Genomic DNA, 22,319 nt, shown 5'->3' with positions numbered 1-22,319 from the left:
ACGCCGTCCCCCGAGTTCCCCGCGCATGTCCGACACCGAGGCCAACCGCTTCTCCGCTCGCGCCGCCCGCTACGCCCGGGTCGGGGCCAACATGGGCGGCGTCGCGGCCCGCATGGCGGGCACCCGCCTGCTCGGGCTGAAGGGCGAGGACCTGTCGAACGCCGCCGCCCTGGCCCAGGCCCTCGGGGGCCTGAAGGGGCCGATCATGAAGGTGGCGCAGCTCCTCGCCACGGTGCCCGACCTGCTGCCGCCCGAATACGCGCAGGAACTCCAGAAGCTCCAATCCGAGGCTCCCCCGATGGGGGCGGCCTTCGTCAAGCGCCGCATGATGGCCGAGCTCGGGCCCGACTGGCAGGGCCGCTTCGGCAGCTTCGACCTCAAGCCCTCCGCCGCCGCCTCCCTCGGACAGGTCCACCGCGCGACGACGCGCGAGGGCGAGCCCCTCGCCTGCAAGCTCCAGTATCCGGACATGCAATCCGCCGTGGAGGCGGATCTCAAGCAGCTCGAACTCGCCTTCGCGCTCCACCGCCGGCTGCGCATCGCCATCGACACCCGGGAGATCGCCAAGGAGATCGGCGACCGGGTGCGCGAGGAGCTCGATTACCAGCGCGAGGCCAAGCACGCGGTCCTCTACGGCGAGGTCCTGCGCGACGTCGCCACCGTGCGGGTCCCCGTCGTGCATCCTGCCCTCTCCACCAAGCGCCTGCTCACGCTCGGCTGGCTCGAGGGCGAGAAGATCCTCGCCTTCGCGCAGGGCCCGCTGGAGATCCGCAACCGGCTCGCCCACGCCATGTTCAAGGCGTGGTGGCACCCCTTCAGCCGCGCCGCCGTCATCCACGGCGATCCCCATCTCGGGAACTACACGGTGTTCTCGGAGGGCGGCGAGCCGCAGGGCATCAACCTGCTCGATTACGGCTGCATCCGCATCTTCCACCCGCGCTTCGTCGGCGGCGTCGTGGACCTCTACCGCGGCCTCCTGCACAACGACCGGGAGCGGATCGTCCATGCCTATGAGAGCTGGGGATTCCGCAAGCTGAACCGCGAACTCATCGACATCCTCAACATCTGGGCGCGGTTCATCTACGGCCCGCTGCTGGAGGACCGGGTGCGCACGGTGGCGGACGGGGTGAAACCGGGCGAGTATGGCCGGCGCCAAGCCTTCGAGGTGCATCGCGCGCTCAAGGAGCGGGGTCCGGTGACGGTGCCGCGCGAGTTCGTGTTCATGGACCGGGCGGCGGTGGGGCTCGGCGCGGTGTTCCTGCACCTGCGCTCCGAACTCAACTACCACCGCCTGTTCGAGGCCGAGATCGACCGCTTCTCCCTCGACGAACTGGCGGAACGCCAGAGGACGGTGCTCGACGCCGCCAAGCTTCCGCAGCCGGCATGAGGCCGGAACCCGATCTTAATCCCGCCTCGCCGCGGCCGGCGGCTCATCCGAATGGGGGTGGCGCCGCCGGGCGCAGCCGCATTGCCGCAACCCTGACCATGCGCTAAAGCGCCTCCAAACAGCCAGAAGACCAGGGCCCCGCAGAATGGCTAGCACCAACCACGCCTCCCACGACGTCTACGGTCACGCCATGGACGGCGCCACGCACGAGGCGACCTATCGCGGCTTCGTGCGCTTCGTCGAGATCGCGACCACGGTCGTGATCTGCTGGGTGCTCTCGCTCGCCATCGGCGGCATCCGCGAGGCGTGGCTGACGGCGATTCTCGGCGTCGTGGTGTCGGGCATCGCCGGCGCGGTCGGCGCGCTGGCGCCGAAGCTCGGCTGGAGGGCGCCCGCGGCGGTCGCCCTGGTGCTCGCCGGGCTCCTCGCCTTCTACTGATCGGCCTCATCCACCGCACGAAATGCGCGGAAAGCCGCTGCCGGGCCGGCAGCGGCTTTTGTATTATGTATACCAACAGCGATGCCCCGCTTTCAAAGCCCGCCAAAATCAACTAGAGCCAATCTTGGCGGGAGGAATCAGCTCTACGGTCGTGTGGGTCTCCCCTCAGCGCCGGCGTCGTCGGCAGCTGTTCTTGCCATGTGACCGAAGGATAGATGGATGCGGATCGCGGTGCTATCCGAGACCGACCCGGCGGAGCCGCGCGTCGCGGCGATCCCCGAGACGGTCAAGAAATACAAGGCTCTCGGCGCCGATGTGACCGTCCAGGCGGGGGCGGGGGCGAAGGCCGGAATTCCCGACAGCGAGTTCGAGGCGGTCGGCGCCACCATCGCGCCGGATGCCGGCCATGCGGCGGGCGATGCCGACATCGTCCTGCGCGTGCGCCGGCCGGCGGCAGCGGAGCTCGCGGGCCTCAAGCGCGGTGCGCTCGTCATCGGCATCATGGACCCCTACGGCCACGAGGCCGAGCTCAAGGGCCTGGCCGATGCGGGCGTCTCGGCGATCGCCATGGAACTGATGCCGCGCATTACCCGCGCCCAGGTCATGGACGTCCTGTCGAGCCAGGCGAACCTCGCGGGCTACCGCGCTGTGGTGGACGGCGCCGCGGTCTACGGCCGTGCGCTCCCGATGATGATGACCGCGGCCGGCACCGTGCCGGCGGCCCGCATCTTCGTGATGGGGGCGGGCGTGGCCGGCCTCCAGGCCATCGCGACCGCCCGGCGCCTCGGCGCGGTGGTGACCGCGACCGACGTGCGCCCCGCCGCCAAGGAGCAGGTGGAGTCGCTCGGCGCGAAGTTCATCGCCGTCGAGGACGAGGAGTTCAAGCAGGCCGAGACGGCCGGCGGCTACGCCAAGGAGATGTCGGCCGAGTACCGCCGCAAGCAGGCGGAGCTGGTGGCGAGCCACATCGCCAAGCAGGACATCGTCATCACCACGGCGCTGATCCCCGGCCGTCCCGCTCCGAAGCTCGTGACCGCCGACATGGTCGCGGCGATGAAGCCCGGATCGGTCCTGGTCGACCTCGCGGTGGAGCGCGGCGGCAACGTCGAGGGCGCCAAGGCGGACGAGATCGTCGAGACCCCGAACGGCGCGAAGATCGTGGCCTACGCCAACGTTCCGGGCCGCCTCGCCGCCACCTCGTCGAGCCTCTACGCGCGCAACCTCTACGCCTTCGTCGAGACCCTGGTCGACAAGGCCTCGAAGAGTCTCGCCGTGAAGTGGGACGACGAACTCGTCAAGGCGACCTGCCTGACGCGCGACGGCGCCGTCGTCCACCCGAACTTCCAGCCCAAAGCCTGATCCCCGCGGAGACCTTCATGGCGACGCTTCCTCCAGACCAGGCGGCCGAGCAGGCCCGCGCGGCCGCGGCCGCCGCCCGCACCGCCGCCGACATCGCGGCCAAGGCCGCCGACCAAGCCCAGGCCATCGCCGATGCGGCGGGCCACGGCATCGCGGCCGTCACCCACGGCGCGGTCGACCCGACCGTGTTCCGCCTCGCGATCTTCGTGCTGGCGATCTTCGTCGGCTACTACGTGGTCTGGTCGGTGACCCCGGCCCTCCACACCCCGCTCATGTCCGTCACCAACGCGATCTCCTCGGTGATCGTGGTCGGTGCGCTCCTCGCCGTCGGCGTTCCGCTGATCGAGAAGGGGACCGGGATCGCTCGCTTCTTCGGCTTCCTCGGCCTCGTCTTCGCGAGCGTGAACATCTTCGGCGGATTCCTCGTCACCCAGCGCATGCTCGCCATGTACAAGAAGAAGGCGTGACGCGATGTCGGAGAACGTTTCGTCCCTTCTCTACATCGTCGCCGGCGTCCTGTTCATCATGGCGCTGCGGGGGCTGTCGCACCCGACCACCTCCCGGCAGGGCAACCTGTACGGCATGGTGGGCATGGCGATCGCCATCCTGACCACGCTGATCGGCCATCCGCCGGCCGGCTTCGGAGCCTGGATCCTGGTGCTGCTCGGGCTCGGCATCGGCGGCGGCGCCGGTGCGGTGATCGCCAAGCGCGTGCCGATGACGGCGATGCCGCAGCTGGTGGCGGCCTTCCACTCCCTCGTCGGCCTCGCGGCCGTCGCGGTGGCGGCCGGCGCCCTCTACGCGCCGCAGGCCTTCAACATCCTGGAAGGCGGCCACATCCACAAGCAGTCGCTGTTCGAGATGGGGCTCGGCGTCGCCATCGGCGCCATCACCTTCACGGGCTCGGTGATCGCCTTCCTCAAGCTCGACGGCCGGATGTCGGGCAAGCCGATCATGCTGCCGCAGCGGCACCTGATCAACATCGTGCTCGGCCTGCTCCTCGTCGTGCTGCTGGCGACCTTCATCGCCAACGAGAGCAAGGTCATCTTCTGGCTGATCGTGATCCTGTCCTTCGCGCTGGGCGGGCTCCTGATCATCCCGATCGGCGGCGCCGACATGCCGGTCGTCGTGTCGATGCTCAACTCCTACTCGGGCTGGGCCGCGGCGGGCATCGGCTTCACGCTGGGCAACCTCGCGCTGATCATCACGGGCTCGCTCGTGGGCTCGTCGGGCGCGATCCTGTCCTACATCATGTGCCACGCGATGAACCGCTCGTTCATCTCGGTCATCCTCGGCGGTTTCGGCGGCGATTCGGCCGCGGCGGCCGGCGGCGGACAGGTCGAGACGCGGCCGGTGAAGCAGGGCTCGGCGGACGACGCGGCCTTCATCATGAAGAACGCCGCCAAGGTCATCATCGTGCCGGGCTACGGCATGGCGGTGGCGCAGGCCCAGCACAGCCTGCGCGAGATGGCCGACCAGCTCAAGAAGGAGGGCGTCGAGGTCAAGTACGCCATCCATCCGGTGGCGGGCCGCATGCCGGGCCACATGAACGTGCTCCTCGCCGAGGCCAACGTGCCCTACGACGAGGTGTTCGAGCTGGAGGACATCAACGGCGAGTTCCCGCAGGCGGACGTGGCCTTCGTGATCGGCGCCAACGACGTCACCAACCCGGCCGCCAAGACCGATCCGCAATCGCCGATCTTCGGCATGCCGATCCTCGACGTGGAGAAGGCCAAGACCGTGCTGTTCATCAAGCGCGGCATGGGCTCCGGCTATGCGGGCGTCGAGAACGAGGTCTTCTTCCGCGACAACACCATGATGCTGTTCGGCGACGCCAAGAAGGTGGTCGACGAGATCGTCAAGAGCCTCTGACGCGGGCTCGACACGGCGAAGCGAAGCGGGGCCTTGCGGCCCCGCTTCTTATTTGCGGTCCCGCATCGAGGGAGCCGGATCCGAGCCGGGGCGCGTCGAGGCTCGCCGGTGTCGCCCGGCTGCGGCAGCGGGCGGGCGGGAATCCCGCTAGATTGCACCCGTGACCACGCTCATCGACCTTCCGCGCCCGCTCCTCGACGTCCACCGCTCCGTGCTCGGCCGCCCCTGGCGCGACCGCTGCGGCGAGGCCGGCCCCCAGGCGGCGGCCGTCACCATCGCGCAGAGCCACGGCCTGCCGGAGGTGCTGGCCCGGGTGCTCGCCGGCCGCGGCGTGGCCCCGGCGGAGGTCCCGGGCTTCCTGGAGCCGCGCCTGCGCGACCTGATGCCGGATCCCGGCGTGCTCCTCGACATGGAGGCGGCGGCCGACCGTCTCGCCGCCGCGGTGCTGAAGCGCGAGAAGGTCGCGATCTTCGGCGATTACGACGTCGACGGGGCGGCGAGCGCGGCCCTCCTCGCCGGGACGCTGCGCGACCTCGGCGTGCCCTTCCGGCTCCACATCCCGGACCGGATCACCGAGGGCTACGGCCCCAACATCGAGGCCATCCGCGTCCTGGCCGAAGAGGGAGCGAGCCTCCTCGTCACGGTGGATTGCGGCACGGCCGGACACGCGCCCCTGGCGGAGGCGGCGCGTCTCGGGCTCGACGTACTGGTCCTCGACCATCACGGCGCGCCCGAGACGCTGCCGCCGGCCCGCGCCGTGGTGAACCCGAATCGGCTGGACGACCTCTCGGGGCTCGGCCATCTCTGCGCGGCGGGGGTGGTCTTCCTCACCCTGGTGGCGCTCAAGCGGCGCCTGCGCCGGGACGGCATCGACCTTCCCGATCTGTTGGGCGGTCTCGATCTCGTGGCGCTCGCCACCGTCGCCGACGTGGTGCCCCTGTCGGGTCTCAACCGGGCCTTCGTGCGCCAGGGCCTCGCGGTGATGCGCGGGCGCGGCCGGCTCGGCCTCGCGGCGCTCCTCGACGCGGCGGGCCTCGCGGAGGCGCCGCAGGCCTGGCATCTCGGCTTCCTCGTCGGCCCGCGCATCAATGCCGGCGGGCGGATCGGCGATTCGACCCTCGGGGCGCGGCTCCTCCTCTGCGAGGATCCGATCGAGGCGGCCGGCATCGCCGCGCAGCTCGATCAGCTCAACCGCGAGCGGCAGGCCATCGAGGCCGCCGCCGTGGCCGAGGCCGAGGCTCTGATGGCGCTGCGCCTGGAGCGGGATCCCGACCAGCCGGTGATCGTTGCCGGCAGCCCCGACTGGCATCCGGGCGTGGTCGGCCTGATCGCCGCGCGGCTGAAGGAGCGTTTCGGCCGCCCGGCCTTCGCTTTCGCGCTGCGCGAGGACGGCACGGCGACCGGATCGGGGCGCTCGATCATCGGCGCCGATCTCGGCTGCGCGGTGCGGCGGGCGGTGGAATCGGGCCTCGCCGCCAAGGGCGGCGGCCACGCCATGGCGGCGGGCGTGACGCTCGCCGCCGTCGATCTCGACCGCTTCCGCGACGGGCTCATCCGGGATCTCGCCGCCGCGGTGGGGGACGCACGGGCGGCGCAGGCGCTTCTCATCGACGGCGTGCTCTCGGCCGGCGGCGTGCAGCCCGATCTCGTCGACGCGGTGGAGCGGGCCGGTCCCTTCGGCCAGGGCGCGCCGGAGCCGGTCTTCGCGCTCGCCCGCCACCGGATTGCCGATGCGCGCATCGTCGGCACCGGCCATGTCAAGGCCCAGCTGCGCGGGCGGGACGGCGTCACGGTCGGAGCGATCGCCTTTCGGGCCGCCGAGGGCCCGCTCGGCCAGCTGCTCCTGCGCGGCATCGGCCGGGACATCCACGCCGCCGGCACCCTCGCCCGCGACCGCTGGCGCGGCGGAGACCGGGTGCAACTGCGCCTGTGCGATGCGGCAGAGGCCTCGTGAGAGGCCCCGTCTTCCCGCTTGACACCCCCGGGGTACCTCCACCATAAGGGCCGCCATCGGCGCTGCGGTGCCGGTCTCGCGGCGGACGCCGCGATGGGGGAATGTCCCGAGCGGCAAAGGGGGCGGACTGTAAATCCGCTGGCTATGCCTTCGTAGGTTCGAGTCCTACTTCCCCCACCATTCGTCCTTCAAAGTGAATTCTCTGGTTGCGGTAGAGACGGGCGCAGGCGCGGGCGATCGGCCGTTCTGCTGCACCTTCTCCGGACCGCAAGCCGGCATTGAGGCCACTGACGGGAATGTCCGGTGGTGGGCGATGAAGCCCGAGCCAATCGTCGACCGCAGGGATAGCGGCTGCGGCTGAGCCGATCGAGGGTGCGGGATCTGGCCGAGATGCTGATCCCGGTCGAGCACGGGAGCAGCAGGGAGGCACAGGTTCGCACCCGGCTGGATTGCGCCACCATCCCGTCCGACACAGATCCAAGGCCTGCCGGACCCGCACGGGCGCGGGTCACGGCGTCAGGCGGCCGAGAGGCCCCGCTGCCGAGGAGCCGTCGATGATGACGTCCCACCCGAGACACCGGACCCGCATCGCCGCGCGCGCATTGCTGGCGGGCGTGATCGCGTCCGCCTCACCGGCGCACGCCGAGACGGCCGTCGTCCCGGTGGACGATGCGTCCGCTTTCGAGGGCTGCAAGGCGGGTCTCACGGCCGAGGCGGTGGCGCGCGGCATCGCGCCCGCTCTGGCCGCGCAGGCGCTCCGGGATCTCTCGCCGGATCCGGAGGTGCTCGCCGCCTCCCGCCGGCAGGCCGAGTTCGAGAAGCCGATCTGGAACTACGTCGATTCCGCCGTCACCGAGGAGGCCGTTGCCGATGGGCGCGCCAAGCTCGCCGAGTGGGAGGCGACCTTCGCGGCGGTGGAGGCGGCCTACGGTGTCGACCGCTTCGTCCTCGCGGCGTTCTGGGGCATCGAATCGGGCTACGGCGCCGTCCTCGACAAGCCGAACAAGGTCCGGCCGGTGATCCGCTCATTGGCCACCCTGGCCTGTGGCGGCGGCGAGCGCGTGTCCTACTGGCGCGACGAACTCGTCGCGGCCCTGCGCATCGCCGATCAGGCCGGCCTGCCGCCCGAGCGGATGACCGGCTCCTGGGCCGGCGCCATGGGGCACACCCAGTTCATGCCGACCGTCTATCTGCGCCACGCCGTCGACTTCGACCGGGACGGCCGGCGCGACATCTGGACCTCGGTGCCCGACGCCCTCGCCTCGACGGCGAATTTCCTCAAGGTGATGGGCTGGCGGTCCGGGGAGGGCTGGGGCACCGAGGTCGTCCTGCCGGAGGGCTTCGACTACCGGCTGGCCGACGAGACCACGGAGCGTCCGCTCGCCGAATGGCTGGCCCTCGGGCTGCGCGTGGCCGGGGACACGTCCGCCCGGGACGAGGCATCCGGGCAGGGAAACGCGCCGGCCCGGCTCCTGGTGCCCGCCGGAGCCCGCGGGCCGGCCTTCCTGCTGCGGCCGAATTTCTCCGTGATCCTGGGCTACAACACGGCCCTGTCCTACGCGCTCGCGGTGGCCCATCTCTCCGACCGCCTGCGCGGGGCGGGGCTGGTCGTCCAGCCCTGGCCGCGCGGCGACCGCATCCTCGACCGCGACGAGCGGCAGGATCTCCAATCCCGCCTCACCGCGCGCGGCTTCGACGCGGGCGGCATCGACGGCAAGATCGGGCCGAAGACGCGCCGGGCGGTGCGGGCCTTTCAGGAGGCCGCGGGGCTCGTGCCGGACGGCTACGCCGATGCGGCCCTGCTGGAGCGCCTGCGGGCTGCGCCCTGAGGCCGGCCTCGCTCACGTCCCGCAGAAGGTCCGGTGCACGCGCTCGTGCGCTTCGGGCGGCTCGGCGTAGCGCGCGAAGGCGGGCTGATCCTCGTAGGGCGCGGACAGCACCGTCAGCAACTCGGCGAAGGGGGCGAAGTCGTCGCGCTCCACCGCCGCCTCGATCACCGCCTCGATCCGGTGGTTGCGCGGAATGAAGGCCGGGTTGGCCCGGTCCATGGCGCGGCGGCGCTCCTCGGCACCCTGCGGCTCCGCGGCGAGGCGCTCCCGCCAGCGCATTGCCCAGGCATCGTAGGCGGTCGGATCGATGAAGCGGTCGCGCACGGGGCCATCCTGGACCGGATCGGCCGCGGCGGCTCCGAGATGCCGGAAGGTGAGCGTGAAATCCGCTTGGTTCTCCGTCATCGCGGTGAGCAGGGCTCCGGCCAGGGCCCGATCCTCCGCGCGCTCCGTGAACAGGCCGAGCTTGCGCCGCAGGCCCGCCAGATAGGCGGACTCGAACAGAGGCCCGAAGGCGGCTAGGCGCTCCTCGGCGATGCGGATCGCCGCCTCGGTCCCGTCGGCGAGCAGGGGAACCAGGGTCTCGGCGAGGCGCACGAGGTTCCACTGCGCGATCATCGGCTGGTTGCCGTAGGCGTAGCGGCCCTGCTCGTCGATGGCGCTGAACACCGTGCCGGGATCGTAGGCATCGAGGAAGGCGCAGGGCCCGTAATCGATGGTTTCGCCCGCCACCGACATGTTGTCGGTGTTCATCACGCCGTGGATGAAGCCGACGCCGAGCCATTGCGCCACGAGGGCGGCTTGGCGGGCGATCACCGCCGAGAGGAGGGCGGCGTAGGGCTGCGCCTCCCCGGCGATCTCCGGATAGTGCCGGGCGATGACGTGGTCGGCGAGATGGCGGACGCCCTCGGTGTCGCCGCGGATCGCGAAGAACTGGAAGGTGCCGACCCGGATGTGGCTGGAGGCGACCCGGGTGAGGATCGCGCCGGGGAGCAGCGTCTCGCGGATCACCCGCTCGCCCGTGGTGACGGCGGCGAGCGCCCGCGTGGTCGGGATGCCGAGCGCCGCCATCGCCTCGCTCACGACGTACTCGCGCAGCACGGGCCCCAGCGCGGCCCGGCCGTCGCCCCGGCGCGAGAACGGCGTCGGGCCGGAGCCCTTCAGCTGAATGTCGCGGCGGATGCCGTCGCGGTCGATCACCTCGCCGAGGAGGATCGCCCGGCCGTCGCCGAGCTGGGGCACGAGGTGGCCGAACTGGTGGCCCGCATAGGCCGTCGCGATCGGCGCCGACCCCGCGGCGATCCGGTTGCCGGCGAGGATCGCGAGCCCCTCCGGGCCCGCGAGCCAGTCCGGATCGAGCCCGAGCGACCGCGCGAGATCCCGGTTCAGGCGGATCAGCCGGGGGGCGGAGACCGGGGACGGATCGGTCCGCGCGAAGAAGCGCTCCGGCATGCGCGCGTAGCTGTTGTCGAACGGAATGGCGGTCATCGCGCAGCGAGCCTCGAGAGAAGTCCTGCCGACCATGTGGGGATCGGATCCGGCGAGGCCAGCCACCGGGCGCTGGAGGCGGGACGATGCCGCGGGCCCGGATTGGCAGTCTTCTTGCTCCGCGACGGGCGTGTTGACGCAAGGGCGTCGCGCGACGCGGGCGGAGGATCGGCCGATGAGCGAGAAGAACGGGACCGGGGTGAACGAAGCGCGGCGCGGGCTGTTCGGCCTCGGCCTCGCGGGGGCGGCTCTCGGCGGCGCTGCGCTGCTCGCCCCCGCCGCGGCGCAGGCCCAGACCGCTGCCAAGAGCAAGCTCTACACCATCAAGGAGCGCGGCAAGCTCATCGTCGGCACCGGCAGCACCAACCCGCCCTGGCACTTCCAGGATGCCGGCGGCAACCTGGTGGGCATGGACATCGATCTCGCCCGGCTGCTGGCCAAGAGCCTGTTCGACGATCCCGCGAAGGTCGAGTTCGTGTTGCAGGGATCGGATGCCCGCATCCCGAGCCTCGTGACCGACAAGGTCGACATCGTCGTGCAATGGATGACGGTGACCCCCGGCCGGGCCCAGCAGGTGGAATTCACGATTCCGTATTACCGCGAGGGCAACGGCCTCCTGCTGCTGGCCCGCGGCGGCAAGTACAAGACTCACGGGGACCTCAAGGCCGCCGGCAGCGCGGTGACCGTGGGCGGCATGCAGAACGTCTTCCTGGAGGAGTGGATCCACAAGGCCCTGCCGCAGGCCAAGGTCGATGCCTTCGAGAGTCCCGACGCGGCCGTACAGGCGCTCAACGCCCGCCGCGTCGACGCGGCCATGCTGGACCAATCGGCGATCCGCTGGCTGATGCAGGAGGCCCCCGGGCGCTTCGTCGATTCGGGCTACGGCTGGATGCCGAACTCCTACGCCTCGGCGGTGAAGCCCGGGGACCCGATCTGGCTCAACTGGGTGAACACCGTCTACAAGGAAGCCATGTGCGGGGTCGACTTCGACTCCTTCTCAGCCTCCTACAAGAAGTGGTTCGGCATCGAGCTGGCGATCCCGAAGGTCGGGTTCCCGGCCGAGTTCGCCTGAGCGGGGAGACGGGAGATGACCGCCACCGCGGGGGCCCGGCGCCGCGCATGATCGCCTATCACTTCGACTGGTCGGTGATCGCGCGCAATGCCGGCCGGCTCCTCGATTCGCTCGCCCTCGGCCTCGGCCTCGCGGTGGTCTCCCTCATCATCGGCAGCCTGCTCGGGCTCGCGGCGGCCTATGCCCGGCTCTCGGGCAAGCGCTGGCTCGCCGGGCCCGTGCGGGCCTATGTCGAGTTCGTCCGCTGCACGCCGCTGCTGCTGCTGATCTTCTTCGTCTATTTCGGCCTGCCGGAATTCGACGTCACCGTCTTCGACAAGACGCAGAGCTTCGTCCTCACGCTCTCGCTCTATGCCGCGGCCTACCTGTGCGAGGTGTTCCGCTCCGGTCTCGCCTCGATCCCGCAGCCATACGTGGAGGCCGCCAAGGCGATCGGCCTGCGGCCGTGGCAGCGCCAGCTCTACGTCGTGCTGCCGGTGATGGTTCGCATCACCCTGCCGGCGGTGAGCAACAACCTGATTTCGCTGTTCAAGGACACCTCGCTCGCCGCCGCGATCGCGATCCCGGAACTCACCTTCACGGCCCGCCAGATCAACGCCAACACCTTCCGGGTGATGGAGGTGTGGCTCACCGCGAGCGCGCTGTACCTCGCCACGACCTATCTCATCGCGACCGGCCTGCGGCTGGTCGAGCGCCGCTACGCGGCGATCCGCTAAGGAGGCCCCGTGTTCACGCTGGAGCCCGGAAGCTTCCTGTTCGAGGCTTGGCAGGCGCGCGCCTCGCTCGCCTCCGGTGTCGGAATCACGCTGCTCGCCACCCTGGTCAGCATCCTGCTGGCGACGCTGGCCGGCCTCGCGATCGGGGTCGGCCTGACCTACGGCTGGTGGTGGCTGCGCGGGCTCGCCCGCCTCTACGTGGACGTCATGCGCGGGATGCCTGTGCTGGTCCTGATCCTGTTCACCTATTACGGGCTGGCGCTGTTCGGCATCAACGTCGCCGCCCTCACGGCGGGCATCCTCGCGCTCTCGGCCTTTGCGGCGGCGCATGTGGCGGAGACCCTGCGCGGGGCGGTCCAGTCGGTCCCGGCCGGTCAGACGGAGGCGGCCAAGGCCATCGGCCTCACCTTCCCCAAGCGCCTCGCCTACGTGATCCTGCCGCAGGCGCTGCGCCGCATGCTGCCGCCCTGGATCAACACCTGCCTCGAAATCGCCAAGGGCACCACGCTCCTGTCGATCATCGGCGTCGTCGATCTCCTGCTCGCCTCGCAGCAAGTCATGGCGCGCAACTACCGGATCATCGATTTCTACCTGCTCGCGACGGTGATCTACGTCGCGATCAACCTCGGCATCGCCCAGCTCGGCGCAGTCCTGGAGCGCCGCTTCTCGCATCTGCGCTACTGAGAGGATGACGACCATGACGCTACTGCTGGAAGCCGTCGGAGTTCGCAAGCGTTTCGGCGGCCTGGAGGTGCTCAAGGGCATCGATCTCACGATCCGGCAGGGGCAGGTGGTCTCGTTGATCGGCGCCTCGGGTTCGGGCAAGACCACCTTCCTGCGCTGCGTCAACCTGCTGGAGGAGCACGACGGCGGCGAGATCCGCCTCGACGGCGACCCGGTCGGCTACCGTATCGAGAACGGCCGCCGCCGCCGCCTCGGCGAGGCGCGCATCGCGGCCCAGCGCGCGCGCATGGGCATGGTGTTCCAGCAGTTCAACCTGTTCCCGCACCTGACGGCGCGGGAGAACGTCATGCTCGGCCTCACCAAGGTGCTCGGCAAGAGCAGGGCGGAGGCGGGCGAGATCGCCGCGCACTGGCTCGGCCGGGTCGGGCTCGCCGAGCGCCAGGGGCACTACCCCTACCAGCTCTCGGGCGGCCAGCAGCAGCGCGTGGCGATCGCCCGCGCGGTGGCGATGCAGCCGCGCCTCCTCCTCTTCGACGAAGCGACCTCCGCCCTCGATCCGGAACTCGTCGCCGAGGTGCTCGGGGTGATGCAGTCCCTCGCCGAGAGCGGCATGACCATGCTGCTCGTGAGCCACGAGATGCACTTCGTGCGCGAGGTCGCGCACCACGTGCTCTTCCTCGACCAGGGCCGGGTCGCCCAGGCCGGCCCACCGCGGGAGATCTTCGGGCAGCCCGGGAGCGAGCGACTGCGCAGCTTCCTCGGCCGCTTCCACGCCGTGGTCGGGCGGGACAGGGTGGCCTGAGCGGACCGCCCGCTCATCCGAGCGCCTCGCCGCCGCGCTCCACATGGGCGGCGAGGCCGAGCCCGTGGGCGCGCACCAGCCGCTCGGCCTCCTCGCCGTTGCGGGCGCCGAGCGCGCGCAGGATCGCGCGGTGCTCGGCATCCGACCGCTCGGCCCGCCCGTCCGTCCGGATCGCCGCCCGGCGGATGCCCCGCACGTGGATCATCAGCGAGCCGGACAGGCCGTCGAAGACCGGGCAATGGGCGAGCGCGATGACCGCCTGATGGAAGCGCAGGTTCGCGTCCGAATAGGCCTCGATCTGCTCGGACGGCGCGCGCTCCAGGAAGGCGGCGAACAGCGTCTCGAGGGAGGCCAGCTCCGCATCCGTGGCGCGCTGGCAGGCGAGGCGGGCGGCCATGCCTTCGAGCGCCGCCCAGGCGTGGATCATGCCGATGATCTGCGCCTGCGTCTTGCGCACCACGAAGACGCCGCGGCGCGCCTCCGAGCGGACGAATCCTTCCTGTTCCAGCACCGTGAAGGCTTCGCGCACCGGCGTGCGGCTGACGCCGAGATCCCGGGCGAGCCGCCGCTCGTCGAGGCGGATCTCCTCCGCGCTCCCGTAGATGTCGATCTCGCCGATCGCCGCCTTCAGGGCCTCGTAGACCCGCGTGCGCAGGTTCACCGTGGCGGCGATCGGCGTCACGGTGAATTCCACCGACCTGATCATGGGCGCTCCCGACTCGGTTCCTCCCGCGGGGCGGACAGGTCGGCCGGGCCCCGGGCGCCCGTTCGATCCCTGATCCGGCACCGCCCGTTCAGCCGGGCGGATCCTCCGCTTGACATCGTCAGAATGCTGGCATACCACATGCCAACACAACAAGACAAAATACTCGTCCGGCCGGACAAGGATGAACCGCAAGAAGCCGGCGTCGAAATCGGGAGGGCCTGCTGAATGACAGCCGAATGCATGGGCTGCGCATCGACGCGTCACACGAGACATCATCCCACCGCACGTCCCCAAGACTGACGGTGTCAACCGCTCGAACCAGACAACCTGCGGACGAGGGAGCGGGGCGGATCGATGTCGACGACCTGTGATTTCGAGCCAATCGTCGCGGCGATCGGAGACGCGGTCGTCGTCTCCGACCAGGACGGCCTGATCACCGTCTGGAATCCGGCGGCCGAGCGCATCTTCGGGTTCACCAAGGACGAGGCCATCGGCCGGAGCCTCGACCTGATCACGCCGGAGCGCCAGCGCCAGCGGCACTGGGACGGCTACCACAAGACCATGCAGACCGGGGTGACCCGCTACGGCACCACCCTGTTGCGGGTTCCCGCACTTCACAAGGACGGGCGGACGCTGTCGATCGCGTTCACCGTCGGGCTTCTTCACGGAGCGGACGGCCGCGTCACCGGCATCGTGGCCGCCATCCGGGACGAGACGAGCCGCTGGGCCGAGGAGAAGGCCCTGCGCAGCAAGATCAGCGAACTCGAAGCAGCGCGCTCGGGCTGAGCTGACCTGAGCAGGTTTCGCAAGAGCGGTCACCGGTTTTGCGACGAAAACCTGCAATACATCAGAAACCTAAGCGGACGAAGCGTTGGCCTGCCAATGCCAGTCTGCTGAGGGAGCACGGGCCCGAGCCGAGCGGTCCGTGCCGAAGTTCCAAGGCGGGCCAAGCCGCCGATCATCAAAGCGGAGGAGTGTCCTAGATGAGCAAGCCCCTCGACGGCATCAAGATCATCGACTTCACCCACGTCCAGGCGGGTCCCGCCTGCACCCAGCTCCTGGCCTGGTTCGGCGCCGACGTGATCAAGGTCGAGCGGCCCGGCGCCGGCGACGTCACCCGCAGCCAGCTGCGGCACGTCGACGATGCGGACGCGCTCTACTTCACGATGCTCAACTCGAACAAGCGCTCGCTCACCCTCGACACCAAGACCGCGCAGGGCAAGGAAGTCCTCGAGAAGCTGATCCAGGAATCCGACGTCCTCGTCGAGAATTTCGGTCCCGGTGCCCTCGACCGCATGGGCTTCTCCTGGGCCCGGATCAACGAGCTCAACCCGGGCATGATCGTGGCCTCGGTGAAGGGCTTCAGCGAGGGCCACCACTACGAGGACCTCAAGGTCTACGAGAACGTGGCCCAGTGCGCGGGCGGCGCCGCCTCGACCACCGGCTTCTGGGACGGCCCGCCCACCGTCAGCGGCGCGGCTCTGGGTGACTCCAACACCGGCATGCACCTCGCCATCGGCATCCTCACGGCGCTGCACGCCCGCAACAAGACCGGCAAGGGCCAGAAGGTCGCCGTCTCGATGCAGGACGCGGTCCTCAACCTCTGCCGCGTGAAGCTGCGCGACCAGCAGCGCCTCGACGCGCTCGGCTTCCTGGAGGAATACCCGCAATACCCGCACGGGCAGTTCACCGACGTGGTGCCGCGCGGCGGCAATGCGGGCGGCGGCGGCCAGCCGGGCTGGGTGCTGAAGTGCAAGGGCTGGGAGACCGATCCCAACGCCTACATCTACTTCACCATCCAGGGTCACGCCTGGGCGCCGATCTGCCGGGCGCTCGGCAAGGAGGAGTGGATCCAGGATCCGGCCTACAACACGCCGCGGGCCCGTCAGGACAAGATCTTCGAGATCTTCGCCTTCATCGAGGCTTGGCTCGCCGACAAGACGAAGTACGAGGCGGTCGACATCCTGCGCAAGTTCGACATCCCCTGCGCGCCGGTGCTGTCGATGAAGGAGATCGCCGAGGACAAGTCGCTGCGGGCGAGCGGGTCCATCGTCGAGGTGCCGCATCCGCAGCTCGGCAAGTACCTGACGGTCGGCAGCCCGATCAAGTTCTCGGATCTCGCCATCGACGTGAAGCCGTCGCCGCTGCTCGGCGAGCACACCGACGAGGTGCTGCGCGGCCTCGGCTACACCGAGCAGCAGATCGAGATGCTGCACCAGGAGCGGGCGGTCTGATAGGAACCGCAGCGGCGACCACGACGACGGCGCGTCCCCGACGCGCCGTTTTTCGTGCCGCTCCCGGTTCCGCCTGGCCGCGTCGCCCGGCGGGACCGGGCCCCACCAAGCGGAACGGCATGGCGCCATTCTGCTGAGGCTCTTGGTTTTGCATCATTTCCGCCGTCGAACCGGTGACCGTGTCGGCACCGGCCGCGTCGGCCGGCGGAATGGTGCCGAGGTCCGTCTCGATGCTGAACCGCCTGACACGTTTCCTCCCCGACTTGATGCCCGTGAGCCTGCGGGAGCGCCTGCGCGCGGCGCTCGGCGCCCTCACCGGGATTCTGGTGACCGGCCTGATCAGCCGAGCCGCCCTCGGCGGCGATGCCGCGTTGCCCGTCCTGATCGCGCCCATGGGGGCCTCCGCGGTGCTGCTCTTCGCGGTGCCGGCGAGTCCGCTCGCCCAGCCCTGGTCGATCATCGGCGGCAACACCGTCGCGGCCGTGATCGGGGTCACGGCGGCCGCCCTCATCGCCGATCCGTTCTGGGCGGCGGCGGTGGCGGTGAGCCTTGCCATCGCGGCGATGACCGCGTTGCGCTGCGTGCACCCGCCGAGCGGCGCCGTCGCGCTCACGGCCGTGCTCGGCGGCCCGGCGATCCACGCCCTCGGCTACGGTTTCGTGCTCTGGCCGGTCGCGGTGAACTCGCTCATCCTCCTCGCCACCGCGATCCTGTTCAACAACCTCACCGGGCGGTCCTACCCGCACCGCCCCCCCCAGGCGCCGGCCGCCGCGCGCTTCGCGCCCGCGCCCTTCACCAGCCTCGGCTTCACCGCCTCCGACCTCGACGGCGCGCTCAAGGATTTCGGCGAGCTGGTCGATATCGGCCGGGCCGATCTCGACGCGATCCTGCACCACGCCCTGCTGCGGGCCTCGCGGCGCTCCCTCGGGGCGACGACCTGCGCGGCGGTGGTGTCGCGGGAGGTGATCGGCATCGCCCCCGATGCCTCCCTGGACGAGGCGGTGGCCCTGTTCCGGCGCCGGCCGATCCGGGCGCTCGCCGTCACCGACGAGGGCGCGCGGGTGCTCGGCCTCGTCACGCACAACGATCTCATCGACAAGGCCGCCTGGGACCGTCAGGGCCCCCGCCTCGATCTCGGGCGGCGCGTCCGGCTGACCCTGGAGCGGGGCCGGGCGCCGCACGGGAGCGTGGCGGACGTGATGACCGCCCCGGTGATCCCGGTGCATCCAGAGACGCCGCTCGCCGACGCGGCTCTCTTCATGTCCCAGAGCGGCCTGCCGCACCTGCCGGTGGTGGGACCCGACCAGCGGCTGATCGGCCTCGTCTCGCAGACGGACGTGATCAACGCCCTGCTCGTCGCGAGCGGGACACGCCGGAGCGAGCCGGCCCCCGCCAGGGTTCCGGCCGGTGTGCTCGTCGGCGCGTGAGCGGTGTGCTGATGAGCGGTCCCGGGCGGGGAGCGCGCCCGGGATCAGCTCTTCGAAGGCCGCGACGGGGCCTCGATCAAGGCTGCGGAGCCCTGTGGCGCATCCGGCGGGCTGCTTCCGCGCGGAGTCCCCTCTGCCGAACGGGAGAGGGGCTCCCGCGCCCGGATCGGACCTCGCGAGCCGGATGATCGGGGCGATCGTCGAGACCGCCGCGGCCTTCATCCGTCAGAGCCGACGCAGCCCGAACCGGTGTTCCGCGAGCCCGCCTGACCTGCCGGCCGAACGTCGTCATACGGTTTCCGGATGATCGCTTCGCGATGCGGAAACCGGCCTCGCTCAGGCGCCGCGCGGGCTCGTGATACGGTTTCCGAAAGTGATCGTCCGGAAACCGTATCAGGCCGCCACCGCGCTCTCCTGCATGAAGAACGCCACGGCCCGGTCCACCACCGCCGGGTCGTAGGCGTGGGGGCCGTCGTATTCGACATAGGTGAGATCGTAGCCCGCGCCCTGAAGCAGGGCGGCGTGGGGCCGCGCGCTGCGTTCGATCGGGATCTGCGCGTCGCGGGTGCCGTGCGAGAGGAAGATCCGCGGGGCGCCCCGCTGCACCTGCACCGCCAGGAAGCCCGCCGACGAGACGATCAGATGCGTCGCGAGATGCCCGTTCGTCAGCCCCATGGCGAGGGTGTAGCTGCCGCCGTCCGAATGGCCCGCGAAGGCGAGGCGCCCGGAATCGAGCAGGTAGCGGTCGGCCACCGCGGCGAGCGCCGCGTCGAGCCGCTCCCGGTCGGGTCCGTGGCCGGCGATGACGAGGTCCCAGGTCGGGAAGAGCGATTGCGGGGCGAGCAGCAGGAAGCCCTGCACCTGCGCGTGCGCCTCCAGCATCGGCAGGATCTTGCCCGCGCTGCCGCCCCCGCCGTGGAACAGCACCACGAGCGGCGTCGGCCGGCGCGGGTCGAGGTTCGGCGGCACCACCAGCAGCGCGTCGCGCTCGGGAAACAGGCCCAGGGCGTGGCGGCCGGGTGGCAGGGCGGGGCGCGTCGGCAGGCGGTGGGCGAAGGCGAGACAGCCCGCGAGGGAGGGGTCGATCACGGCGCTCAATCCGGTCGGGGTTTCAGACGAGAAGCCCCGCCGGCAGCCGGGGCCGGCGGGGCAGGGCGGGGCGGGGCCCGCCGCGGAACGGCCGTGGGCCGCCTCACTTCTTCTTGCGCACGGTGCTCTGCGGGTTGAGGCTGCCGATATTGCCGCTCTCGGTGCCGGCATTCGGGTCGATCACCGCGTTGATCAGCGTCGGGCGGCCCGAATCCATCGCCTCGTTCACGGCGCGGCTCAGCTCCTCCGGCGTGGTCGCGTTCACGCCGACGCCGCCGAAGGCCTCGATCATCCGGTCGTAGCGGGAATCCTTCACGAACACCGTCGTGCCGGGATCGCGGCCGGTCGGATCGGTGTCGGTGCCCCGGTAGATGCCGTTGTTGTTGAAGACGACGACGCAGACGGGGAGGTTGTACCGGCAGATCGTCTCGATCTCCATGCCCGAGAAGCCGAAGGCGCTGTCGCCCTCCACTGCCAGCACCGGCTTGCCGGTCTCGACCGCGGCGGCGATCGCGAAGCCCATGCCGATGCCCATCACGCCCCAGGTGCCGACATCGAGGCGCTTGCGCGGCTGGTACATGTCGATGACGGAGCGGGCGAGGTCGAGGGTGTTGGCCCCCTCGTTGACGAGGATCGCGTCCGGCCGCTCGCGGATGATCTCGCGCAGGGCCCCGAGGGCGCCGTGGAAGTCCATCGGCGCGCCGGTCTTGCGCAGCTTGGCGGCCATCTTGGAGAGGTTGGCCTCCTTGCGCTCGGTGATGGTCCGCGTCCAGTCGGCGGGCGGGGCCGGCCAATCGGCGCCGATGCCGTCGAGGAGCGCGGCGACGCAGGAGCCGATATCGCCGACGAGGGGGGCCGCGATCTCGACGTTCGAGTCCATCTCGCGCGGCTCGATGTCGACCTGGATGAACTTCTTCGAGCCCGGCTCGCCCCAGGTCTTGCCCTTGCCGTGCGACAGGAGCCAGTTGAGGCGCGCGCCGAGCAGCAGCACGACGTCCGCATCCTTGAGGACGAGGGAGCGCGCCGCGCCCGCCGATTGCGGATGCGTATCGGGCAGCAGGCCCTTGGCCATGCTCATCGGCACGTAGGGGATGCCGCTGCGTTCCACGAGGGCGCGGATCGCGTCGTCGGCCTGGGCGTAGGCGGCGCCCTTGCCGAGGATGATCAGCGGGCGCTTGGCGCCCTTCAGCAGGTCGAGGGCCCGCTGCACCGCGGCCGGCGCCGGGAGCTGGGCGGGGGCCGGGTCGATGACCTTCACCAGCGACCGGGCGCCGGCCTCGGCATCCATGACCTGCGAGAACAGCTTCGCGGGCAGATCGAGATAGACGCCGCCCGGACGGCCCGACACCGCGGCGCGGATCGCGCGGGCGACGCCGATGCCGATATCGGCCGCGTGCAGCACCCGGAAGGCCGCCTTGCAGAGGGGCTTGGCGATGGCGAGCTGGTCCATCTCCTCGTAGTCGCCCTGCTGCAGGTCGACGATCTCGCGCTCCGAGGAGCCGCTGATCAGGATCATCGGGAAGCAGTTGGTGGTGGCGTTGGCGAGCGCGGTGAGGCCGTTGAGGAAGCCCGGCGCCGAGACGGTGAGGCAGATGCCCGGCTTCTTGGTGAGGAAGCCCGCGATGGCCGCCGCGTTGCCGGCATTCTGCTCGTGCCGGAAGGACACCACCCGCATCCCCTCGGCCTGGGCGAGGCGGCCGAGATCGGTGATCGGGATCCCCGGCACGCCGTAGATCGTGTCGATGCCGTTGAGCTTGAGGGCGTCGATGACGAGATGGAACCCGTCCGTCTGCTCGGCTTCGCCCGGCGCCGCGGCACCCGACGCGAGGGCGTCCGTATCGATCTCGGTGGCCGGCTCGGCCTGCGTCTTGACGGTGGTTTCCATCGTTGTTCCCCTGGTCTCTGCTTCGTGTGATGGGTCCGGGCCGGGTCGGCCCGGCCGTGGATCGCTGAGCGGCGCGCGGATACGCTGCGGCGGTGCGTGAGGGGGGGACGGCGGATCTCCGGGCCGATCCTCCCCGTACCGGCGGGGCGGTGTGGTGTCGGCCGCTGCCGGGCTCAGACCGGCCCACGCGCGGCGGCCGCCGGCATCATTCCGGCGATCGGGGGGCGAAGCGGATCATGAGCGTTCCTCCTGAGGCGGTCATTCGTCACCCGGAGCAGCCCCCGCGACGGGGCATTCCGGGTGCGCCTGATTTTGTATCAGGTCGACTGTATACCAGAGGAGTGTGCCCCCGAGCGGACCGGTTTGTCAACGCGGAACGGTGCTCCGCCCCACGGTTCGGTCCGGCGGCGGAAGAGTCGACCGACGCGCGGGTGAACTCCGCACCGTGCCCGCCTCGCCCTGCGCGGATCGATGAGCCGCCACCCCATCCGCATGTCGCGGCTGCATCAGGAAACGTTGCTTAACAAATATCTCGCTTTCGCTGGCAACGTCAGGGTTTCGCACGGCCAAGCTCGATTCTAATATGGCGGCATGATCGTCGCTGATCTTCATGCGCCATCGTCGAGTACGATCCATCCGCATCCGCACCGGGTATCGGCGCGGGAGCGGGCCGGGGCCTTGCGACAGCGCCCGTGCATCGTCTGGCTGACGGGGTTGTCGGGCGCGGGCAAATCCACCCTGGCCAATCTCGTCGAGGCCGACCTCGCGACCGCCGGCCGGCACGCCACCATCCTCGACGGCGACAATCTGCGCTGCGGTCTCAACCGCGATCTCGGCTTCTCCGATGCCGATCGGGTCGAGAACATGCGCCGGACCGTCGAGGTGGCGCGCCTGATGGCGGATGCGGGGCTGATCGTGCTCGTCTCGCTGATCTCGCCCTTCCGGCGGGAGCGGGCGCAGGCGCGGGCGGCGGCCGGAGCGGTGCCCTTCATCGAGGTTCACGTGGACGCCCCCCTGGCGGAATGCGAGCGGCGCGACCCGAAGGGCCTCTACCGGCGGGCGCGCAGCGGGGAGATCGCGCATTTCACCGGGATCGATTCGCCCTACGAGGCGCCGGAGGCGCCGGACCTGCACCTCGATACCGGCCGTCTCGCGCCCGAGCAGGCCGCCGCGCGGGTGATCGCCCATCTGGAGGAGAGCGTGCTGGGACAGGCCACCGTCGTCTCGCACGGTCTGCTGGCGCTTCAGGTCTCGGAGGGCGAGCGCGGCTGACGCGCGTCAAGACGGCGTCGGGGATGTCGCGACCCACCCCGGGTCTCGGTGATCCGTGACCAGCGCCGTCCGTCACGGACCCTGGAAAGCCGTCGGCGCAGCCA

The 22,319-nt window shown here is 70.6% G+C and carries 19 protein-coding genes and 1 tRNA gene; 16 read left to right on the top strand and 4 right to left on the bottom strand.

Features of this window, described 5'->3' with window-relative positions; all coding sequences use genetic code 11:
• The first annotated feature begins 25 nt into the window (after positions 1-25).
• From ACE101_RS21315 to ACE101_RS21280, 8 genes are all read left to right on the top strand, one after another.
• On the top strand, positions 26-1,387 hold the full coding sequence (locus ACE101_RS21315; RefSeq protein ID WP_379133767.1) for an ABC1 kinase family protein: 1,362 nt from the start codon (positions 26-28) through the stop codon (positions 1,385-1,387).
• 145 nt (positions 1,388-1,532) lie between these two features.
• Complete coding sequence (locus tag ACE101_RS21310) at positions 1,533-1,826, top strand: aa3-type cytochrome c oxidase subunit IV (protein ID WP_379133764.1); 294 nt, start codon at positions 1,533-1,535, stop codon at positions 1,824-1,826.
• Positions 1,827-2,045: 219 nt separating this feature from the next.
• Positions 2,046-3,185, top strand: a complete 1,140-nt coding sequence (locus tag ACE101_RS21305; protein ID WP_379133761.1) for a Re/Si-specific NAD(P)(+) transhydrogenase subunit alpha — start codon at positions 2,046-2,048, stop codon at positions 3,183-3,185.
• Between the two features lie 17 nt (positions 3,186-3,202).
• Positions 3,203-3,652 (top strand): proton-translocating transhydrogenase family protein, encoded by a 450-nt coding sequence (locus ACE101_RS21300; RefSeq protein ID WP_379133760.1) that lies wholly within the window; start codon positions 3,203-3,205, stop codon positions 3,650-3,652.
• A 4-nt stretch (positions 3,653-3,656) separates the two neighbouring features.
• Positions 3,657-5,057, top strand: coding sequence for an NAD(P)(+) transhydrogenase (Re/Si-specific) subunit beta (locus ACE101_RS21295; RefSeq protein WP_379133758.1), 1,401 nt, complete (start codon positions 3,657-3,659; stop codon positions 5,055-5,057).
• A gap of 160 nt (positions 5,058-5,217) precedes the next feature.
• Entirely contained in the window at positions 5,218-7,011 is a 1,794-nt protein-coding gene (recJ, locus tag ACE101_RS21290) for a single-stranded-DNA-specific exonuclease RecJ (RefSeq protein WP_379133755.1), read from the top strand.
• A 95-nt stretch (positions 7,012-7,106) separates the two neighbouring features.
• Positions 7,107-7,191: transfer RNA gene (locus ACE101_RS21285), tRNA-Tyr, on the top strand.
• Positions 7,192-7,565: 374 nt separating this feature from the next.
• Positions 7,566-8,840, top strand: a complete 1,275-nt coding sequence (locus ACE101_RS21280) for a lytic murein transglycosylase (protein ID WP_379133753.1) — start codon at positions 7,566-7,568, stop codon at positions 8,838-8,840.
• Positions 8,841-8,852: 12 nt separating this feature from the next.
• Here ACE101_RS21280 and ACE101_RS21275 read toward each other — a convergent pair whose 3' ends face one another.
• A complete protein-coding gene (locus ACE101_RS21275) occupies positions 8,853-10,328 on the bottom strand; it encodes a protein adenylyltransferase SelO (protein WP_379133750.1) in 1,476 nt (491 codons plus the stop codon).
• 175 nt (positions 10,329-10,503) lie between these two features.
• On the opposite strand from ACE101_RS21275, the gene ACE101_RS21270 reads away from it, so the two are divergent.
• From ACE101_RS21270 to ACE101_RS21255, 4 genes are read left to right on the top strand one after another with little or no spacing between them, the layout of a single operon-like run.
• Complete coding sequence (locus ACE101_RS21270; protein ID WP_379133748.1) at positions 10,504-11,400, top strand: transporter substrate-binding domain-containing protein; 897 nt, start codon at positions 10,504-10,506, stop codon at positions 11,398-11,400.
• 50 nt (positions 11,401-11,450) lie between these two features.
• Positions 11,451-12,116, top strand: a complete 666-nt coding sequence (locus tag ACE101_RS21265) for an amino acid ABC transporter permease (RefSeq protein WP_379138833.1) — start codon at positions 11,451-11,453, stop codon at positions 12,114-12,116.
• 9 nt (positions 12,117-12,125) lie between these two features.
• Complete coding sequence (locus ACE101_RS21260; RefSeq protein WP_379133746.1) at positions 12,126-12,800, top strand: amino acid ABC transporter permease; 675 nt, start codon at positions 12,126-12,128, stop codon at positions 12,798-12,800.
• Positions 12,801-12,813: 13 nt separating this feature from the next.
• Entirely contained in the window at positions 12,814-13,602 is a 789-nt protein-coding gene (locus ACE101_RS21255) for an amino acid ABC transporter ATP-binding protein (protein WP_379133744.1), read from the top strand.
• Positions 13,603-13,615: 13 nt separating this feature from the next.
• Here the strand turns inward: ACE101_RS21255 and ACE101_RS21250 are convergent, their stop codons facing one another.
• Positions 13,616-14,308: a GntR family transcriptional regulator gene (locus ACE101_RS21250; RefSeq protein ID WP_379133742.1), complete on the bottom strand. Its 693-nt coding sequence runs from the start codon at positions 14,306-14,308 to the stop codon at positions 13,616-13,618.
• 354 nt (positions 14,309-14,662) lie between these two features.
• On the opposite strand from ACE101_RS21250, the gene ACE101_RS21245 reads away from it, so the two are divergent.
• From ACE101_RS21245 to ACE101_RS21235, 3 genes are all read left to right on the top strand, one after another.
• Complete coding sequence (locus ACE101_RS21245) at positions 14,663-15,094, top strand: PAS domain-containing protein (RefSeq protein WP_379133739.1); 432 nt, start codon at positions 14,663-14,665, stop codon at positions 15,092-15,094.
• Between the two features lie 197 nt (positions 15,095-15,291).
• On the top strand, positions 15,292-16,542 hold the full coding sequence (gene frc, locus ACE101_RS21240; RefSeq protein ID WP_379133736.1) for a formyl-CoA transferase: 1,251 nt from the start codon (positions 15,292-15,294) through the stop codon (positions 16,540-16,542).
• Between the two features lie 230 nt (positions 16,543-16,772).
• Positions 16,773-17,969, top strand: a complete 1,197-nt coding sequence (locus tag ACE101_RS21235; RefSeq protein WP_379133734.1) for an HPP family protein — start codon at positions 16,773-16,775, stop codon at positions 17,967-17,969.
• Positions 17,970-18,362: 393 nt separating this feature from the next.
• Here the strand turns inward: ACE101_RS21235 and ACE101_RS21230 are convergent, their stop codons facing one another.
• Together ACE101_RS21230 and oxc are read right to left on the bottom strand one after the other, a co-directional pair.
• Positions 18,363-19,058: an alpha/beta hydrolase gene (locus ACE101_RS21230; protein WP_379133731.1), complete on the bottom strand. Its 696-nt coding sequence runs from the start codon at positions 19,056-19,058 to the stop codon at positions 18,363-18,365.
• A gap of 103 nt (positions 19,059-19,161) precedes the next feature.
• Positions 19,162-20,943 (bottom strand): oxalyl-CoA decarboxylase, encoded by a 1,782-nt coding sequence (oxc, locus tag ACE101_RS21225; protein ID WP_379133728.1) that lies wholly within the window; start codon positions 20,941-20,943, stop codon positions 19,162-19,164.
• 591 nt (positions 20,944-21,534) lie between these two features.
• Here oxc and cysC point away from each other — a divergent pair.
• A complete protein-coding gene (gene cysC / locus ACE101_RS21220; protein ID WP_379133725.1) occupies positions 21,535-22,215 on the top strand; it encodes an adenylyl-sulfate kinase in 681 nt (226 codons plus the stop codon).
• Positions 22,216-22,319: the final 104 nt, after the last annotated feature.

This window comes from Methylobacterium carpenticola (assembly GCF_042748905.1).
GTDB lineage: Bacteria > Pseudomonadota > Alphaproteobacteria > Rhizobiales > Beijerinckiaceae > Methylobacterium > Methylobacterium carpenticola.
The sequence above is the reverse complement of the archived record's forward strand: the minus strand, read 5'-3'. Positions and strand labels throughout refer to the sequence as shown.

Excerpts from the sequence above, each read along its gene's own strand:
- ACE101_RS21315 (WP_379133767.1), top strand. The coding sequence starts at position 26 with ATGTCCGACACCGAGGCCAACCGCTTCTCCGCTCGCGCCGCCCGCTAC.
- ACE101_RS21310 (WP_379133764.1), top strand. The coding sequence starts at position 1,533 with ATGGCTAGCACCAACCACGCCTCCCACGACGTCTACGGTCACGCCATG.
- ACE101_RS21305 (WP_379133761.1), top strand. The coding sequence starts at position 2,046 with ATGCGGATCGCGGTGCTATCCGAGACCGACCCGGCGGAGCCGCGCGTC.
- ACE101_RS21300 (WP_379133760.1), top strand. The coding sequence starts at position 3,203 with ATGGCGACGCTTCCTCCAGACCAGGCGGCCGAGCAGGCCCGCGCGGCC.
- ACE101_RS21295 (WP_379133758.1), top strand. The coding sequence starts at position 3,657 with ATGTCGGAGAACGTTTCGTCCCTTCTCTACATCGTCGCCGGCGTCCTG.
- ACE101_RS21280 (WP_379133753.1), top strand. The coding sequence starts at position 7,566 with ATGATGACGTCCCACCCGAGACACCGGACCCGCATCGCCGCGCGCGCA.
- ACE101_RS21275 (WP_379133750.1), bottom strand. The coding sequence starts at position 10,328 with ATGACCGCCATTCCGTTCGACAACAGCTACGCGCGCATGCCGGAGCGC.
- ACE101_RS21270 (WP_379133748.1), top strand. The coding sequence starts at position 10,504 with ATGAGCGAGAAGAACGGGACCGGGGTGAACGAAGCGCGGCGCGGGCTG.
- ACE101_RS21255 (WP_379133744.1), top strand. The coding sequence starts at position 12,814 with ATGACGCTACTGCTGGAAGCCGTCGGAGTTCGCAAGCGTTTCGGCGGC.
- ACE101_RS21250 (WP_379133742.1), bottom strand. The coding sequence starts at position 14,308 with ATGATCAGGTCGGTGGAATTCACCGTGACGCCGATCGCCGCCACGGTG.
- ACE101_RS21245 (WP_379133739.1), top strand. The coding sequence starts at position 14,663 with ATGTCGACGACCTGTGATTTCGAGCCAATCGTCGCGGCGATCGGAGAC.
- frc (WP_379133736.1), top strand. The coding sequence starts at position 15,292 with ATGAGCAAGCCCCTCGACGGCATCAAGATCATCGACTTCACCCACGTC.
- ACE101_RS21235 (WP_379133734.1), top strand. The coding sequence starts at position 16,773 with ATGCTGAACCGCCTGACACGTTTCCTCCCCGACTTGATGCCCGTGAGC.
- oxc (WP_379133728.1), bottom strand. The coding sequence starts at position 20,943 with ATGGAAACCACCGTCAAGACGCAGGCCGAGCCGGCCACCGAGATCGAT.
- cysC (WP_379133725.1), top strand. The coding sequence starts at position 21,535 with ATGATCGTCGCTGATCTTCATGCGCCATCGTCGAGTACGATCCATCCG.